This window comes from Nonomuraea sp. NPDC049709, from assembly GCF_040674815.1.
Taxonomy (GTDB): domain Bacteria; phylum Actinomycetota; class Actinomycetes; order Streptosporangiales; family Streptosporangiaceae; genus Nonomuraea.
The window spans coordinates 79,339-92,260 of the sequence record NZ_JBFANM010000017.1 but is presented as its reverse complement, the minus strand read 5'-3'; the positions used below and the strand labels follow the sequence as shown (position 1 = coordinate 92,260).

At 71.1% G+C, this 12,922-nt stretch carries 16 protein-coding genes; 5 read left to right on the top strand and 11 right to left on the bottom strand.

Annotated elements, in window-relative coordinates:
• Positions 1-15 precede the first annotated feature (15 nt).
• The 7 genes from trpC to AB0J69_RS19005 all read right to left on the bottom strand — a co-directional run bounded on the left by trpC (position 16) and on the right by AB0J69_RS19005 (position 4,286).
• Complete coding sequence (gene trpC, locus AB0J69_RS19035) at positions 16-855, bottom strand: indole-3-glycerol phosphate synthase TrpC (protein WP_364118520.1); 840 nt, start codon at positions 853-855, stop codon at positions 16-18.
• A 132-nt stretch (positions 856-987) separates the two neighbouring features.
• Entirely contained in the window at positions 988-1,419 is a 432-nt protein-coding gene (locus AB0J69_RS19030) for a DUF2752 domain-containing protein (RefSeq protein WP_364118518.1), read from the bottom strand.
• A 47-nt stretch (positions 1,420-1,466) separates the two neighbouring features.
• Positions 1,467-2,018: a CD225/dispanin family protein gene (locus tag AB0J69_RS19025; protein ID WP_364118516.1), complete on the bottom strand. Its 552-nt coding sequence runs from the start codon at positions 2,016-2,018 to the stop codon at positions 1,467-1,469.
• A gap of 163 nt (positions 2,019-2,181) precedes the next feature.
• Positions 2,182-2,841 carry a DUF4190 domain-containing protein gene (locus AB0J69_RS19020; protein WP_364118514.1) on the bottom strand — a complete coding sequence of 220 codons (660 nt, stop codon included), beginning with the start codon at positions 2,839-2,841 and terminating at the stop codon, positions 2,182-2,184.
• A gap of 109 nt (positions 2,842-2,950) precedes the next feature.
• Positions 2,951-3,541: a Trp biosynthesis-associated membrane protein gene (locus tag AB0J69_RS19015; protein ID WP_364118512.1), complete on the bottom strand. Its 591-nt coding sequence runs from the start codon at positions 3,539-3,541 to the stop codon at positions 2,951-2,953.
• Positions 3,542-3,549: 8 nt separating this feature from the next.
• Positions 3,550-3,909 (bottom strand): phosphoribosyl-AMP cyclohydrolase, encoded by a 360-nt coding sequence (gene hisI / locus AB0J69_RS19010; RefSeq protein WP_364118510.1) that lies wholly within the window; start codon positions 3,907-3,909, stop codon positions 3,550-3,552.
• Between the two features lie 41 nt (positions 3,910-3,950).
• Positions 3,951-4,286 (bottom strand): STAS domain-containing protein, encoded by a 336-nt coding sequence (locus AB0J69_RS19005; protein ID WP_364118509.1) that lies wholly within the window; start codon positions 4,284-4,286, stop codon positions 3,951-3,953.
• Between the two features lie 153 nt (positions 4,287-4,439).
• On the opposite strand from AB0J69_RS19005, the gene AB0J69_RS19000 reads away from it, so the two are divergent.
• Together AB0J69_RS19000 and AB0J69_RS18995 are read left to right on the top strand one after the other, a co-directional pair.
• On the top strand, positions 4,440-5,276 hold the full coding sequence (locus AB0J69_RS19000) for an MEDS domain-containing protein (RefSeq protein WP_364118507.1): 837 nt from the start codon (positions 4,440-4,442) through the stop codon (positions 5,274-5,276).
• Positions 5,269-5,658 carry an ATP-binding protein gene (locus tag AB0J69_RS18995; RefSeq protein WP_364118505.1) on the top strand — a complete coding sequence of 130 codons (390 nt, stop codon included), beginning with the start codon at positions 5,269-5,271 and terminating at the stop codon, positions 5,656-5,658. Before AB0J69_RS19000 ends, AB0J69_RS18995 begins: the two co-directional genes overlap by 8 nt.
• A gap of 3 nt (positions 5,659-5,661) precedes the next feature.
• Here the strand turns inward: AB0J69_RS18995 and AB0J69_RS18990 are convergent, their stop codons facing one another.
• Positions 5,662-7,440 (bottom strand): ABC transporter ATP-binding protein, encoded by a 1,779-nt coding sequence (locus AB0J69_RS18990; protein WP_364118503.1) that lies wholly within the window; start codon positions 7,438-7,440, stop codon positions 5,662-5,664.
• Entirely contained in the window at positions 7,437-9,221 is a 1,785-nt protein-coding gene (locus tag AB0J69_RS18985; protein ID WP_364118656.1) for an ABC transporter ATP-binding protein, read from the bottom strand. The genes AB0J69_RS18990 and AB0J69_RS18985 overlap by 4 nt, the downstream gene beginning before the upstream one ends.
• Positions 9,222-9,337: 116 nt before the next feature.
• Between AB0J69_RS18985 and AB0J69_RS18980 the strand changes: the two genes are divergently transcribed.
• The 3 genes from AB0J69_RS18980 to AB0J69_RS18970 all read left to right on the top strand — a co-directional run bounded on the left by AB0J69_RS18980 (position 9,338) and on the right by AB0J69_RS18970 (position 11,745).
• Entirely contained in the window at positions 9,338-9,967 is a 630-nt protein-coding gene (locus AB0J69_RS18980) for a TIGR03085 family metal-binding protein (RefSeq protein WP_364118501.1), read from the top strand.
• A 193-nt stretch (positions 9,968-10,160) separates the two neighbouring features.
• Positions 10,161-10,322 (top strand): hypothetical protein, encoded by a 162-nt coding sequence (locus AB0J69_RS18975; protein ID WP_168019289.1) that lies wholly within the window; start codon positions 10,161-10,163, stop codon positions 10,320-10,322.
• A 61-nt stretch (positions 10,323-10,383) separates the two neighbouring features.
• Positions 10,384-11,745, top strand: coding sequence for a glutamine synthetase family protein (locus AB0J69_RS18970; protein WP_364118499.1), 1,362 nt, complete (start codon positions 10,384-10,386; stop codon positions 11,743-11,745).
• A gap of 4 nt (positions 11,746-11,749) precedes the next feature.
• Here the strand turns inward: AB0J69_RS18970 and hisF are convergent, their stop codons facing one another.
• Both hisF and AB0J69_RS18960 read right to left on the bottom strand, forming a co-directional pair.
• Positions 11,750-12,511: an imidazole glycerol phosphate synthase subunit HisF gene (gene hisF, locus AB0J69_RS18965; protein WP_364118497.1), complete on the bottom strand. Its 762-nt coding sequence runs from the start codon at positions 12,509-12,511 to the stop codon at positions 11,750-11,752.
• A complete protein-coding gene (locus AB0J69_RS18960) occupies positions 12,508-12,918 on the bottom strand; it encodes a Rid family hydrolase (protein WP_364118495.1) in 411 nt (136 codons plus the stop codon). The genes hisF and AB0J69_RS18960 overlap by 4 nt, the downstream gene beginning before the upstream one ends.
• Positions 12,919-12,922: the final 4 nt, after the last annotated feature.

The following is a 12,922-nucleotide window of genomic DNA, read 5'->3' as shown; positions in this document are numbered from 1 at the left end:
CTTCGTTTGCCACTGCTATCCCTCTGCTGAGTGGTCGGGGCGCGTCGACGGATGGGCGCCGGCGGTCACCAACGCCTCCACAGCCTTGCGCGGGTCCTTGCCGGTGACCAGGCTCTCCCCCACCAGGACGGCGTCGGCGCCGCCACGGGCGTAGGCGAGCAGGTCGTGCGGGCCGCGCACGCCCGACTCGGCGATCTTGATCACATTATCGGGGATCTTCGGCGCCAGCTTCGCGAAGACATCGCGGTTGACCTGGAGTGTCTTCAGATTGCGCGCGTTGACCCCGATGACCCGGGCGCCGGCGGCCACTGCCCGCTCGAGCTCCTCCTCGGTGTGCACCTCGACCAGCGGGGTGAGCCCGATCGACTCGGCCCGCTCGATCAGCGACACCAGGGCTTCCTGCTCCAGGCAGACCACCATGAGCAGCGCCAGGTCCGCGCCGTGGGCGCGGGCCTCCCAGAGCTGGTAGGAGGTGAGGATGAAGTCTTTGCGCAGGATCGGGATGTCGACCCGGGCGCGCACCGCGGCCAGGTCTTCGAGGCTGCCGCCGAACTTGCGCCGCTCGGTCAGCACGCTGATGACGTGGGCGCCACCCGCCTCGTAGTCGGCCGCCAGCGCCGCCGGGTCGGCGATCGCGGCGAGCGCGCCCTTCGACGGGCTGGAGCGCTTGACCTCGGCGATCACCGAGATCCGGTCACCCCCGAGCGCGGCCATCGCGTCTCTGGGCGGCTGCGCCCGCTCGGCCCGCTGCTTGAGCTCGTCCATGGAGACGGCCTGCTGACGTGCGGCGAGGTCGGCGCGCACCCCGTCGAGGATGTCGTCGAGGACACTCGGCCCTTCCGTCCGCTCACTCACGCGCTTGGGGTCCCTCCGGTCGGCTTCTGGGGGTGGCGGAGAGTTCGCGTCGCGTCCGCTCTCTGCCTTGTCCTGCGATGGTATCGGCCCCTGTGTGGTCACCTCACCACCGGTCCCCATGGTGGACGCCGCCTAGGGGGCGAGGAACGCCCCGAAAGGCAGATTACGGACGACCCAGTAGACCATGACCACCCCGATGAACGCCCAGAGCCACGCCGGATGGGCCAGCGTCGTGCGTCTGGGCCTGCCCTGCCAGGCCCGCACCACCCACCTGCCCCACCAGAACAGCAGGAACGGGACGGTGGCCACGGCGAGGGGGTTGAGGCCGAGCGCGGCGACCGGGTCGAGGTGGGCCAGCGCGTGGATGGTGCGCAGCGTGCCGCAACCCGGGCAGTAGAGGCCGGTGAGCCACAGGAACGGGCAGGTCGGGTAGTGCCCGGGCTCGTTGGGGTCCACCGTGCCGACGACCGCGAAGACGGCGCCTGTCGCCGCCGCAACACCGAGCGGCGCGAGCAGGCCCTTGAGCCGTTGCCTGCCGCGCCGCTCAGTTGTTGCGATGCTCATGCTTCCAGTATCCGCCTTCCGGTTCGTGCTGGTCGTCGGCCCACGGCCTAGTACGTCGTCGAGTACGAGGACATGCTGGCGGCGAAGATCACGAAGAACAGGACATAGGCGATGACGATCAGGCCGTAACCGATCGCGCCGATGATCAGGCTGCGCTTCCACCAGGTCTTGGCTTCGTCCGCCGCCTGCTGCGCGCCACCGAAGTCGCCGACCTGCCACTTCTGGTTCACCTGCGACGACTTGACGATCGACACGATGCCCAGCGGGAGGCAGCAGAACAGGGTGGTGAGGATCGCGGGGACGAGCTGGTTGTCCGGCGGGGTCCCGCCGCCGGGTGCGCCGCCGTAACCGCCGCCGTAGCCGCCGCCGCTCGGGGGCTGCTGGCCGTAGCCACCGCCGTAGCCGCCGCCGCTGGGGGGCTGCTGGCCGTAACCGCCACCACCGCTCGGGGGCTGCTGACCATAACCGCCACCACCGCTGGGGGGCTGCTGACCGTAGCCACCGCCATAGCCGCCGCCACCGCTCGGGGGCTGCTGACCGTAGCCGCCGCCCGGCGGCTGGGCGCCGTAGCCACCGTCGCCCTGGTTACCGTAACTCATGCTAATGACCCCTCATGTCGTCATCTTTGAGTCGAGTTGCGCGCGGCAGCCTAGCGAGAAACCATCTCCTACGTGGATCAACGTCCATTTTGCGGACAATTCGTAATCGGAACGCAAGCGGGTCGTCACGGTCCGGCTACGCTCGCGGCACGTTACTGACGGGTCAGTAGTCGTACGAGGACGACACCCCGGCGCTCAGACCCATCATGGTCAGGAAGAAACCGCCGAAGATCAGCCAGCACAACACCCAGATCACGACCGTGATGTACGAGGTGACGAGCCCGCCCACCGCCATGCCCGCACCCTCCTCGCCGGTCCGCTTGATCCGGTTGAGCGCGATGTGCCCGAGGATCACGCCCGGGATGCTGGTGACGCCGCAGAAGATCAGGCCGATGATGCCCAGGACGAGCGAGGCCACGGCCATGCCGTTGGTGGAGCGGGGCTGCTGCGGCGGCCCGTAGCCGTAGCCCTGCTGCCCGTAGCCCTGCTGGCCGTACCCCTGCTGCGCGTAGCCGCCGTAGCTGGGCGGCTGCTGTCCGTAGCCGCCGCTCGGGGGCATCTGGCCGTAGCCGAGGTTCTGCGGCTGGCTGCCCGGCTGCTCGCCATAGCCGCCGCTGCTCGGCGGCTGCTGCCCGTAACCCCCGCTGCTCGGCGGCTGCTGCCCGTAACCCCCGCCACTCGGCGGCTGCTGGCCGTAACCCCCACCCCCGCTCTGGGGTGGCTGGCCGTAGCCACCTCCATAGCTCGGCGGCTGCTGGCCGTATCCGCCTCCGGGAGGCTGCGCGCCATAACCGCCGTTACCGCCCTGATCCCCGTAGCTCATGAGCTGGCTCCTCATATCTTCGTGGCGAGTTGCAACGGCAGCTTATTGAGGAAACGTTTGCCAAGCAGACAAGGATTCAGAACAGTGGAGGATTCGTCACCATCGAGGCTCAGCGGGAATCGGTGGGGTCGTCACCCCGGTCGAGCGCGTCCCACAGCGCCCTGTCGTCCTTGACCTGCGCCCCCGCTCCGGCGGCCGGAGCCGGCTCCCTGTCGTAGCGCGCCGACATGCCGGCCCACCTGCCCCCGCGCACGACCGCGAGCACTCCCCCGGCGACCATCAGCGCGGCTCCGGCGGAGGCGACGACCGGGCCGAGGGGCACGATCTCCCAGGGCAGCTCGGCGGCGCCGCGCAGCACGTTCTGCTCGCGCAGCCAGCCGCTGACGTTGTCGCCCCCGAGCGCCGTCCAGACCCCCAGACCGGCGCCGGCGCCGCACAGGGCGAGCAGCACGCCGACGGCGCGGCGGCCCGCGCCCTTGGTCGCCAGCACGGCCACCACCCCGGCCAGCCCGGCCAGCGCCACGGGGGTCAGCACGGGGCTGAGCTCGCCGCCGGTGGGAGCGGTCGCGTCGAGCCCCTGCAGGACCCGCACCCAGGACTGGCCGGCCGCGATCAGCACCAGCAGGCAGCCCACGGCGGTCGCCACCACCCAGCCCCACAGCTCGCCGCGCCGCGCCGCGGGCCTTGTCGCCGTCTCCATCGCCGTCCCTAGCCGAGCGGGAGCTCGAGCTGGTCGGCGTCGAAGCAGGTGCGGTCTCCCGTGTGGCAGGCCCCGCCCGTCTGGTCGACCTTGACCAGGATCGTGTCGCCGTCGCAGTCGAGCGCCACGGCCTTGACGTGCTGGACGTTGCCGGAGGTGTCGCCCTTGACCCAGAACTCCTGGCGGCTGCGGGACCAGTAGGTGGCCCGGCCGGTGGTGAGCGTCCGGTGCAGGGCCTCGTCGTTCATCCAGGCCAGCATGAGCACCTCACCGGTGTCGTACTGCTGGGCGATCGCGGGGACCAGGCCTGCGGAGTCGCGCTTCAACCGGGCGGCGATCTTCGGATCGAGGGACATGCTGCCATTCAACCAGCCGCGCCCCGTGCCCCCGCCACATGGGCGCGCCCGGGTCAGTCGAGCGCTTGGCAGAGCGTGTCGTAGATGGGGAACAGCGGCGCCAGGTTCGTCCGCCGCAGGCGCCGCAGCACCTGCCCGTCGGGCGCGACCAGCGCCATGGTGCCGTTCCTGTCGCGCAACGCGGCCAGCTGCCGCACCAGGACGCCGAGCCCGGTCGTGTCGATGAAGGTCAGCGCGCTGAGATCGACCACCAGCCGGGGCCCGTGCGTCTCCACCGCCTCGTCCAGGCACCTGCGGACCTTCGAGACGTTGTCCACGTCCACCTCGCCCGCCAGGCTGACCACGACGAGCTCCCCGTGCCGGCGCCGCGACATCTCCAGAACGTCCACGCCCATAGTCCTCACGACCCCTCCCGTGGGTGGCTCCGCCGAAAAGGTACACCGCTCTGCGGCTCGTCACGGTGGGTTTTGCAGAGAATGCGGTACGTGATGGCATGGCGAGGAGTAATTTCGGACCTGACGCGTGCTAGGGAGGGCGCCAACGTGGTCCACGTCGCGGGCTCTGTCCTCGATCCCGACCTGGGGGATCACGTCTGCCTGCCGTTCGAGGACGAGCGGGAGCGGATGACGGCCACGCGGCTGTTCACGATGAACGGCCTGCGCCGCCGTACCAAAGTAGTGATCATCACGCACGCCGACAGCCCCGAGCGGACGCGTGACTGGCTGGCGCCGCTGGTGCCGGGGTTCGCCGACGCCGAGTCCGCCGGGCAGGTGGAGATCCTGGCCTGCGCCGACACCCACTTCACCAACGGCTCCTTCGACCCGGGGCGGGTGTACGCGGGGCTGGCCGACGCCAACGACCGGGCCCGCAGGCACGGGCAGCACGGCGTGTACGCGCTGGTCGACGCCTCCTGGGGGGTGGGCGACGTGCCCGGGCACGCGGCGTTCGAGGCGGCGGCCAACGAGCTGTTCGGGGAGCGGTGGCTGGCGGCCGTGTGCCAGTACGACCGCCGGCTCTTCCCCCGCGACGCAATCGAGCGGGCCGCCTCGGTGCACCCGATCTCGCCCGAGCAGGCGCTGCTGCGCTTCGCCAACACCTGCTCGCCCCGGGGGCTGAAGGTGTGGGGAGACATCGACCTCACCAACCGCCCCGCGTTCGCCTCGTTGCTGGGGCGGCTGGAGGAGGAGCCGGGCGAGGTGGTGATCGACGCCTCCGGGCTCGACTTCATCGACGCCGGCTCGGCCCAGCTGCTGACCGTCACGGCCATGGCCAGGCCGCGCGGGAGCACCGTGGTCGTGTGCCGCGACACCATGGCCAGGGTGCTCCGGCTGATCAGGGCGGACGAGTACGTCACGGTGCGCCGGGTGGGCGATGTGTAGACAGGTGCTGTGCGCGAGCTTCGCGCGCGGGCGCATCACGATGCTGCGCAGGACGGTCGCCGAGCACGCCGCGTACGAGGGGCTGGGCGGGCGGAACCTGGAGGACTTCGTGCTGGCGGTCAACGAGGTGGTCACGAACGCGGTCGTGCACGGCGGCGGGCACGGGCGGCTGCGGCTGTGGTCGCACGGCGGGCGGCTGTGGTGCGAGGTCACCGACGAGGGGCCGGGGCTGCCGGCGGGGTGGGTGGGCGACATGCGGCCGCCCGCGGGGTTCGAGTTCCGCGGGCGGGGGTTGTGGCTGACGAGCATGTTGTGCGATCAGGTCACGATCGTGTCCGGGCCCCGGGGCACGACCGTGACCTTCGCGGCCCTGCGGGAGTGAGCCTCATGAGCGGGCCGAGATCCAGGAGGCGTGCAGGTCGGCGTACACGCCCGGGCTCTTGACCAGCTCGGCGTGCGGGCCCCGCTGCACCAGGCGGCCGGCGTCGAAGACCAGGACCTCGTCGGCGTTCTCCGCCGTGGACAGGCGGTGCGCGATCGAGACGGCCGTGCGGCCCCGGGTGACGCCTTCCAGGGCGCGCGCCAGGCGTACTTCCGTGGCCGGATCGACCGCCGAGGTGGCCTCGTCCAGCAGGAGCAGGTCGGGGTCGGCGAGGTAGGCGCGGGCCAGGGCGACGAGCTGGCGCTCGCCCGCCGACAGCGACTCGCCGCGCTGCCCGACCGGCGTGTCCAGGCCGGCCGGCAGGCCCTCCAGCCAGTCGGCCAGGCCCAGCTCGGTCAGGGCCAGCCCGATCTCCTCGGTGGTGGCCGAGGGCTTGCCGTAGCGGACGTTCTCCTCCAGCGTCCCGTCGAACAGGAAGCCGTCCTGCGGGACCATCACGATCCGCTCGCGCAGGGAGGAGAAGCGCACGTCGCGCAGGTCGTGGCCGTCCACCGTGACGCGCCCCGAGCCGGGGTCCATGAGCCGCGTCAGGAGCTTGGCGAACGTGGTCTTGCCCGACCCGGTCTCCCCCACCACGGCGACACGGGAGCGGGGCGGGATCTCGACCGAGACCTCGCGCAGCACGGGCACGCCGCCGGGGTAGGAGAAGTGCACGTCCTCGAAGGCGACCTCGATCGGGCCCCGGGGGAGCTCCACGCCCTTGTCGCCGGGGTCGGCCACGTCGGGCGGGGTGTCGATGACGCCGAGGATGCGGCGCCAGCCGGCGACCGCGTTCTGGGCCTCGTTCAGCACCTCGGTGGCGGTCTGCAGCGGCGAGACGAACAGCGTCACCAGGAACAGGAACGCCACCAGCTGCCCCTGCGTGATGTCGCCCGACAGGCCCAGCCGCACGCCGAGCAGCACGATGCCGGCGATGGCGACGGCGGCCACGATCTCGGTGAGCGGGAAGACGAAGCCGACGATGGTCTGCGCCCTGATCTGGGCCTTCCTGTTGGCGTCCACGGCCGTGTCGATGCGCTCGGCGGTGCGGCGCTCGGAGGCGTAGGCCCTGATAACGGTGGCGCCGACGACGGACTCGCTGACCGCGGCCAGCATGTCGCCGGTGCGCTCGCGTACGACGGTGTAGGCGCGCGACAGCAGCCGCTGGAAGCGCGGCAGGGCGATCATCAGCGGGATGAAGCTGACCCAGACCAGCAGGGTGAGCTGCCAGGAGTAGACGAACATCAGGACGGTGGCCACGAAGAGCTGGCCGAACGCCACGATGATCATCAGCCCGCCCCACTGCATGAAGTTGCTGATCTGGTCGATGTCGTTGGTGACGCGGGAGACCAGGGCGCCGCGGCGCTCGGTGTTCTGGGTGAGCACCGACAGGTCGTGCACGTGCCGGAAGCCGCGTACGCGCAGGGTGGCCAGGGAGGACTCGGTGGCCTTGTACAGGCGGACGTTCATGGCGTACGCGGCCACGGCTGTGAGGACGACCGCGGCGGCGCAGATCAGGACGGCGGTGGTGATGTACGGGAGGTCGGGGGTGCCGGTCTTGAGGCCCGTGTCGATCGTCTGCTGGACCGCGATCGGCACGATGATCTTGCCGATGGTGGCGACGACGGCCAGCGCCAGGGTGCCTGCCAGGCCCTTGCGGAACTCGGGGGTGAGCGAGAGCCCCTGGCGGATCGTGGCCATCGCGGAACGGTCCGAGTCGCGCCGGATGCTCTGCGCCGTCATGCGCTGACCTCTTCTTCCTCGATGGGGACGTCGATGGCGGCCCGCTCGGCCTCCTCGCGCTCGTAGGCGGTCACCAGGTTCCGGTAACCGGCGCAGCGCCGGATCAGCTCGTCGTGCGGCCCCCGGTCCACGACGCGGCCCCGGTCCAGGTAGACCACCTCGTCGGCCAGGGCGATCGTGGCCATCCGGTAGGCGACGACCACGACGGTGGACGCCTCGGCGGCGTCGCGCAGGCCGTACAGGATCTTGGCCTCGACCTGGGGGTCCACGCTGGAGGTGGCGTCGTCGAGGATGAGCAGGCGCGGCCGGCGCACGACCGCGCGGGCCAGGGCGATGCGCTGGCGCTGGCCGCCGGACAGGGAGGCGCCGCGCTCGCCGACGCGGGTGTCGAGGCCGGAGGGAAGGCGGCCGACGAACCCGTCGGCCTGGGCCAGCCGCAGGGCCGCCCACACGTCCTCCTCGGCGGCGTCGGCGCCGAGCGCGACGTTGCCGCCCACGGTGTCGTCGAACAGGAACGTCTGCTGCGGCACCAGCGCCACCGACTCGGCCACCCCGCCGTAGGGCAGCTCCCGCAGGTCCACGCCGTCGAGCAGGACCCGGCCGGAGTCGGGGTCGACCAGGCGGACGAGGAGCTGGACGAGCGTGGACTTGCCGGACCCGGTGGGCCCGACGAGGGCCACGGTGCGGCCGGCGGCCACCTCGAAAGTGACGTCGTGCAGCACCTCGGCCTCGCCGTAGGCGTAGGAGACGCCGGCGACCTCCAGCTTCGCGGGGCTGGTCGAGGCGAGGGCGGCGGTGCCGTACTCCATGGAGCCGGACGCCTCCAGCACGGCCTCGACCCGCTGCCAGCCGACGACGCTGCGCGGCAGCTCGGCCAGCACCCAGCCGAGCGCCCTGATGGGGAAGGCCAGCAGGGTGAACAGGTAGGCGACCTGCACCAGGTCACCGGCGTCGATCGCGGTCGCCGTCAGGCGCACGGCGCCCACGGCCAGCACCGCGAGCACGCCGAGCGTGGGCAGCGCCTCCAGCATCGGGTCGAACAGCCCGCGCACCCGGCCGACGGCGATGTTGGCGTCGCGCAGCTCGTGGGCGCGGCGCCGGAACCGGTCGGTCTCCAGGTCCTCACGGCCGAGCGTCTTGACGACCAGCGCGCCGTCGAAGCTCTCGTGCGCGATCTCGCTGACCTCGGCGCGCAGTTGCTGCGCGCGGGTGGCGAGCGGGCTGAGCTTGCGCTGGTAGACGAGGTTGAGCACGGCGATGGCCGGGAAGATGAGGAAGCCCACCAGCGCGAGCACGAGGTCCGTGAACAGCATCGCGATCGCCGCGGTGAACAGCATGACGATCACGCCCACGGCCATCGGCAGCGGCGCGAGCGGCGCCCAGGCGGCCTCGGCGTCGGCGCTGGCGTTCGACAGCAGCTGCCCGGTCGGATGACGGTGGTGCCACGACAGCGGCAGCCGGAGGTACTGCTTGGTCACGTCCCGGCGCGACCTGGCCTGCATGCGGTACTGCATGACGCCGGCCAGGATGCGCCGCCCCGCCACGCCGAACGCCTTGAGCAGGGCCGTGCCGAGGATCAGCAGCACGCCCGTCCACATCGTGCCCGCCGTGACCTGTCCCGCGCCGAACGAGGTCAGCACCACGTTCTGCGTCGCCCAGCCCATGGCCCAGGCTGAGGCGACGGTCATGCCGCCGTAGACGGCGCTGGCGAGAACGGCCAGCGCGAACACTGCCTTCTCCGTACGAATGGCCACCCCAAGGACACGAAGCCCTTGGCGCATCACGGCCGAGGTGACCTTGGTCGCCACTCGGTAGGTATCCTCTCGACTCTGACGTTTCTACGTATGTCACTATCACGCCTGATCATCCCGTTATTCCCACCGGTAGGGTTGAACACGTGACTCATGCTCGTGGCGAACGCGCCGCGCTCTGCGACCTGCTCGACCGGCTCGGCCCGGACGCGCCGACCCTGTGCACGGGCTGGACCACCTATGACCTGGCCGCCCACCTGGTCCTGCGCGAGCGCAGGCCCGACGCGATGGGCGGCATCGCGCTCAAGCCCCTGGCCGGCTACACCGCCTCGGTGCAGAACGGCCTCAAGGCCCGCCACCCCTACCCCGAGCTGGTCGGCCTCGTCCGCAAGCCCGGCGGCGTCTACGGCCTGCTGTCCGCGCTCGACGAGGCCGTCAACACGCTGGAATACTTCGTGCACCACGAGGACGTCCGCCGCGCCCAGCCGTCGTGGGAGCCCCGCGAGCTGACCGACGACTTCGAGCGGCTCATCTGGAAGCGGGTCTCGGCCGGCGCCCGGCTCATGCTGCGCAGGTCGCCCGTGGGCGTGGTGCTGCACCGCCTGGGCGGCGGCGTGACGCTCGGCGGGCCCCGGGGCGGCTCGCGGGTGGAGGTCACCGGCAGGGCCGCCGAGCTGCTGATGTTCTGCTTCGGCCGGCAGCAGCACGCCAGGGTGGAGCTCACCGGCGAGCCGGAGGCCGTCAGCGCGTTGCGCACGGCCACGCTCGGCGTCTAGCGGGACCCGCCGCCGTCATCCGCGTGCGCGCCGGAAATCCCGGCGCGGCGGGCGCTCGCGAGCAATCTCATGCCCGTACCATGGCATGGGAAAGAAGCCCCCCGGTTAGGATCATGTACATCTTTCCCAAGATGCCTAGTGATCGCCCAGATCCGGGTATATACGGCTGGGAATGGACTGCAGGAGGCCCCCCATGCAGGTCAAGAAGGTGATCACCTACGTGGCTGTCGCGTTCGTGGTCTTCTACCTGTTCACCCGGCCGGCCCAAGCCGCCGCCGCGGTCAACGGTGTGTTCGACGGAATCCTTCAGGGAGCCAATCAGTTGGCCGTGTTCTTCTCAAGTGTTCTGACCTGACGGATGGTTCTGTCTGCGTCAGGTGCTTCCCCGCGCTGCCAGATCGTGTTACGCAGGCAGGATGAGAGATCGCCCCAGCGGCACCAAGATCAATCAGCTCGGTTCCGACGCGCGGCGCATCCTCGAGCGAGCTGAGCTCGAGGGCATCGAGCTGATCCGTTTTCTGTACGCCGACCACGGTGGCGTCATTCGTGGGAAGGCGGCATCCCGGTCCCGGTTGGCCGAACGGCTCAGCACGGGCATCGGGCACACGGTGGCCATGATGGCGATGAACATGCTCGACCAGCTCCAGGACGTCGAGCACATGGGTCCGGTGGGCGAGGTACGCATCGTCCCCGACCCCGCCACGTACGTCCCGTTGCCCCACGCGCCCGGGGCGGCCGCGATGCTGTCGGACCTGTGCCGTCCCGACGGCACCCCGTGGGAGGCGTGCTCGCGGACGTTCCTCAAGGACGCGATCGCGGAGCTGAAGACCGAGGGTTACTCGGTGGTGGCCGCGTTCGAGCCGGAGTTCACGCTCGGCCGGCGGCTGCCCGACCCGTCCGGAGGGCCCGACCGGCTGGTGCCGCTCGACGACTCGCTCTGCTATGCCGGCACGGGCTTCGACACGGCCCACGACTACACGATCAAGCTGATCCGCGCCCTGGAGACGCAGGGCCTGCGTGTCGAGCACTACCACCCCGAGCTCGGCCCCGGCCAGCAGGAGCTGTCCGTGCGCCACGCGCCCGCCCTGCGCGCCGCCGACAACCACGTCATCTACCGCGAGACCGTGCGCGGCGTGGCCATGCGCATGCAGATGTGGGCCTCGCTGGCCCCCAAACCGCTGGCCGACCAGGCCGGCAACGGCGCCCACCTGCACCTGTCGCTGTGGAACGACACGCAGAACGTCTTCGCCGAGGAGAACGAGGTGCGCGACGGCTTCCTCGGCGGCCTGATCGCGCACCTGCCCGCCCTCACGGCATTGACCTGCGGCAGCGTCAACAGCTTCCGCCGCCTGGCACCCCGCACGTGGGCAGGCGCGTACGCGGTGTACGGCCCCGACAACCGCGAGGCCGCAATCCGCCTGTGCTCCCCGCTGGGCGAGAGCGGCGAGCCGAACCTGGAGCTGAAACCCTCCGACTCCTCGGCCAACCCCTACCTGTCGCTCGGCGCCGTCATCCACGCGGGCCTCGACGGGATCCGGCGCAAGCTCGACCCCGGCGAGGCCGTGGACGTCGACCCGGACACGCGGCCGGGCCGCTATCCCCGCCTGCCCGCCTCGCTGGACGAGGCGCTGGACGCGCTGGAGGCGGACGAGGTGCTCATGGAGGCGCTGGGGCCGCTGCGGCGCAGCGCGTACCTCGCCGTCAAGCGGTCCGAGGCGGCCGCGTTCGCCGCCAAGGACGTCCCCTACGAGCTCTTCCAGCACCTGCGGGTGTTCTGACGGGCTAGCGCACCTGGTGGCCCGCCATCCGGAGCGTGTCCTTGACCTCGGAGATCTTCAGCGTGCCGAAGTGGAACACGCTGGCCGCCAGGACGGCGTCGGCGCCCGCCGCCACCGCCGGAGGGAAGTCCTCCAGGCGGCCGGCACCGCCGCTGGCGATCACCGGCACGCGCACGGCCGCCCTGACCGCGCGCAGCATCTCCAGGTCGTAGCCGTCGAGCGTCCCGTCGCCGTCCATCGAGTTGAGCAGGATCTCACCCACGCCGAGCTCCTCGCCGCGGGCCGCCCACTCCACCGCGTCGATCCCGGTGCCGCGCCGCCCGCCGTGGGTGGTCACCTCGAAGCCGCTCGGGGTGCCCGGTGCCCGCCGGGCGTCCACGGACAGCACGACGCACTGCGCGCCGAACCGCCTGGACGCCTCGGTGAGCAGCTCCGGCCGGGCGATGGCGGCCGTGTTGAGCGACACCTTGTCGGCGCCGGCGCGCAGCAGCCGGTCCACGTCCTCGACCGCGCGCACCCCGCCGCCGACGGTGAGCGGGATGAACACCTGCTCGGCGGTCCTGCGCACCACGTCGAGCATGGTCTCCCGCTCGCCGGAGGACGCGGTGATGTCCAGGAAGGTCAGCTCGTCGGCGCCCTCCTCGTCATAGCGCCTGGCCAGCTCGACCGGGTCGCCCGCGTCGCGCAGGTTCTCGAAGTTGACGCCCTTGACCACACGCCCGGCGTCCACGTCGAGACAGGGGATCACTCTTACCGCTACGGTCATGCTCGCAGTGCCTCGATTTCGATCTCGACCAGCATTCTCGGGTCGACCAGCCCGGCCACCCTGACCCCGGTGCAGGCGGGGCGTACTTTGCAAAAGACCTCGTGGATGGCCTGCCCGACGGGGTCGAAGTGGCGCTGCTCCACCACGTAATAGCGGACCATGATGACGTCCTCCCTCGTCAGGCCGCCCATCAGGACGGCCTCGAGGGCGATGCCGATCGCGGTCAGGCTCTGCTGGTAGGCGTCGCCGACATGGCGTACCTCTCCGTCGACCGTGGCCGTGCAGCCGGACACGATCACGCGCTCGCCCGCCACCACGGCGCGGGCGTAGCCGTATTTCTCCTCCCAGATGCCGCCCGAAAACACCCTGTAGCCGGTGCTTTCCATACCGATGCTGCTGACGCTCATCTCG